The sequence below is a fragment of the Ideonella azotifigens genome (assembly GCF_006519715.1).
Classification (GTDB): domain Bacteria; phylum Pseudomonadota; class Gammaproteobacteria; order Burkholderiales; family Burkholderiaceae_C; genus Ideonella; species Ideonella azotifigens.
Window position 1 is genome coordinate 1 of record NZ_VIDT01000748.1, and the last position, 2,464, is coordinate 2,464.

5 protein-coding genes are annotated in these 2,464 nt (G+C 70.1%); all 5 read right to left on the reverse strand.

Annotated elements, in window-relative coordinates; all coding sequences use genetic code 11:
* Positions 1-611: aminotransferase class V-fold PLP-dependent enzyme (locus FKP22_RS27145; RefSeq protein ID WP_141291071.1), on the reverse strand; the 611-nt coding region annotated here is incomplete at its 3' end.
* A gap of 8 nt (positions 612-619) precedes the next feature.
* Positions 620-979 carry a DUF3024 domain-containing protein gene (locus FKP22_RS27150; RefSeq protein WP_211361611.1) on the reverse strand — a complete coding sequence of 120 codons (360 nt, stop codon included), beginning with the start codon at positions 977-979 and terminating at the stop codon, positions 620-622.
* On the reverse strand, positions 976-1,269 hold the full coding sequence (locus FKP22_RS27155) for a nitrogen fixation protein NifZ (RefSeq protein WP_141291072.1): 294 nt from the start codon (positions 1,267-1,269) through the stop codon (positions 976-978). The genes FKP22_RS27150 and FKP22_RS27155 overlap by 4 nt, the downstream gene beginning before the upstream one ends.
* Before the next feature lie 26 nt (positions 1,270-1,295).
* Positions 1,296-1,631 (reverse strand): nitrogen fixation protein NifZ, encoded by a 336-nt coding sequence (locus FKP22_RS27160; protein WP_141291073.1) that lies wholly within the window; start codon positions 1,629-1,631, stop codon positions 1,296-1,298.
* Entirely contained in the window at positions 1,624-2,409 is a 786-nt protein-coding gene (locus tag FKP22_RS27165) for a 4Fe4S-binding leucine-rich repeat protein (RefSeq protein WP_141291074.1), read from the reverse strand. The genes FKP22_RS27160 and FKP22_RS27165 overlap by 8 nt, the downstream gene beginning before the upstream one ends.
* Between the last annotated feature and the right edge of the window lie 55 nt (positions 2,410-2,464).

Below are 2,464 nucleotides of genomic sequence, written 5' to 3' on the forward strand. Positions count from 1 at the left end.
TTGTGCGCCGAGACCGACCACAGGTCCGCCCCGCTGCGGTCGAAGCGCTGCAGGCTCTTGCCCAGCAGCTGCGTGGCGTCCACATGCAGCAGCGCACCGGCGGCATGCGCCAGCTCGGCCAGCGCCTCGGTGGGCATCAGCACGCCGGTCTCGTTGTTGGCACCCATCACGCTGACCAGCGCCACATCGGGGCCGATCAGGGCCTTGGCCGCGTCCAGGTCCAGCCGGCCCTGGTGGTCCACCGGAATGAGGTCCACCGCATGGCCCTGACCGCGCAGGCGCTCGGCCAGCGCGAGCAGGCCGGGATGCTCCACCGCGCTCAGCACCAGGCGCTGCCGTCCTTGGGCACGGCCCAGCTCCAGCCCGCCCACCACGGCCATGTGGTTGGCCTCGGTAGCACCGCTGGTGTAGACCAGCTCGGCGCCCTGGCAGCCGATCAGGCTGGCCGTGCGGGCCCGGGCATCGGCCAACGCGCGGCGCGCGGCCTGGCCGCTGGCATGCGTGGACGACGGATTGGCCCACAGGCGCTGCAGGCCATCGAGCATTTCCTCCACCGCTTCGGCGCAGGGCTGGGTGGTGGCGTTGTGGTCCAGGTAGAGCCAGTCAGGCATGGGGGGTCTCAAGGCCAGAAGATGCGAGATGGGTCTTGCTGCAGGTGCAGCAGCACGGCGGGCAGGCTGCGCTCGTGGTGGCGCAGTTGCCAGCAGTCCTCGGCGTGGTCGCGGGAGAACAGCAACCAGCCGCCGTCGTCCGAAGGGGCCAGCCAGGCGATGTCGATCTCGCCACCGGCCTTGTCGACATTGCGCGAGCAGTTCGGGCTGACGACCTTCCAGCCCTGCCCTTCGGCCAGCAAGCGCGGCTGCACATACTTGTAGCGAGCCCGCTGGGCCAGCGCCCGGCGGATGCGGCGCGCATCCAGCGAAGCGACCGGCTCGGCCCGCACGCCAGGCTCGCTTTCCCGGGCCCGAAGCGCGCTCACAAAGGCACCTCTTCTGGCATCGGCGCGAGGGAGGGAAGCGCACAGAAGTCCGCGCCCTCCACGGCGATCTCGTCTTCCAGGCAGCCGATCACGGCCACGCCGAAGTCCACCATGTAGACCGGCGCCTGGCTGTCCACATGCTGGCCGACCTGGACGATCTCGCCCGGCCCGCCGGCCACCACCAGCAGCTGGTCTTCTTCGGCTTCGGGGTGGCTGCCATCGTTGTAGAGGTCGACCGCGGCGATCACGGCCTGGCCCCATTCGTAGCGGGGAAGGCGTTGGTCCATCATGGCGAAGCTCCGGTGAGGGAAAAAGTTCAGCGCAGGCTTTGCAGCTCGGCCACGCGATCGCCGAGCTGGGCCAACACTTCGTCTGGCAGGTGGTCCAGCGTGCACAGTTCCTTGGCCCGCATGCCCACGCGGTGGCCCGAGTCCACGAACTCCACCGCGTAGATGTAGAACTGCTGCAGGAAGGTGCCGATGGAAGTGACAAAGCCGATCTCGCCCTTGTTCACCAGCACCTCGCCGATGTCCCGGCCGTTGTAGGTGCCGTCATTGCGGATCACGGTGCGGCTGATCACGCGCTCGCCCATGGCAAAGCGCGGCGGCTGGGCCACTTCGATCACGTCGTCGTCGCGGTTGATGTCAGCCATGCTGGGCCTCCTGGCTGGCCAGCGCCTGGCTTTGCATCAGCCGGGCACGGGCACGTTCACGAATCTCTGCATCGGGGTCGCAGGCCAGGCGCGCCAGCAGCGAAGGCGCAGCCCGGCCGGCCACCTCCCAGCGCACCAGCAGGTCCGGGTCGTCCGCGAAGACCGGCAGCAGCGGCACAGGCAGGTGCTCGGCAACGATGCGGCGCACTTCAGGCTCGCGGTCCTCCACCATGCGCCACAGCGAAGGCATGCGCACCCGCCGGGCCACCTCTCGCCGTACGGTCAGGTCCGGGTCGCTGATCAGCAGCGGCAGCAAGGCCTCGGGCAGGCGGCGGGCCACGGTGGCGCGCACCTGGTAGTCCTCGTCATGCAGCATCGAAGCCAGTTGCTCGGGCGCCAGGCGCTGGGCCACGCGGATGCGCACCTCGCGGTGCGAGTCGGCGCGCATCTGCATCAGCTGGCGCTGCGGCAGGCGCAGGGCCAGTTGCAGGCGCACGGTCTCATCGGGGTCGTCCATCAGCGGCGGCAGGCAGAACAGGTCCGCGTAGCGGGCGGCGATGGCGCGCACCTCGAAGTAGCCGTGGCCCAGGTGCTGGGCGGCCAGTTCGGGGTGGCTGCGGAAGAAGCGGTCGATGCGGCGGGCGTAGGCGTCCTGCATGCAGGACACACCAGGCTCGCAGCCGCCTTGCGAACGCAGCACGGCGTGCGGGCAGCTCGCACAGTCCAGCGCGCCGCCTTCCCAGTGCAGGGCCGGGATGTCCTGCCAGGATGCGGTCATGAGCGCCCCCGCACGGCCGCCCGAAGGGGAGCGCGCCGTCCCTCTTGGAGGGACC

Excerpts from the sequence above, each read along its gene's own strand:
- FKP22_RS27155 (WP_141291072.1), bottom strand. The coding sequence starts at position 1,269 with ATGATGGACCAACGCCTTCCCCGCTACGAATGGGGCCAGGCCGTGATC.
- FKP22_RS27160 (WP_141291073.1), bottom strand. The coding sequence starts at position 1,631 with ATGGCTGACATCAACCGCGACGACGACGTGATCGAAGTGGCCCAGCCG.
- FKP22_RS27165 (WP_141291074.1), bottom strand. The coding sequence starts at position 2,409 with ATGACCGCATCCTGGCAGGACATCCCGGCCCTGCACTGGGAAGGCGGC.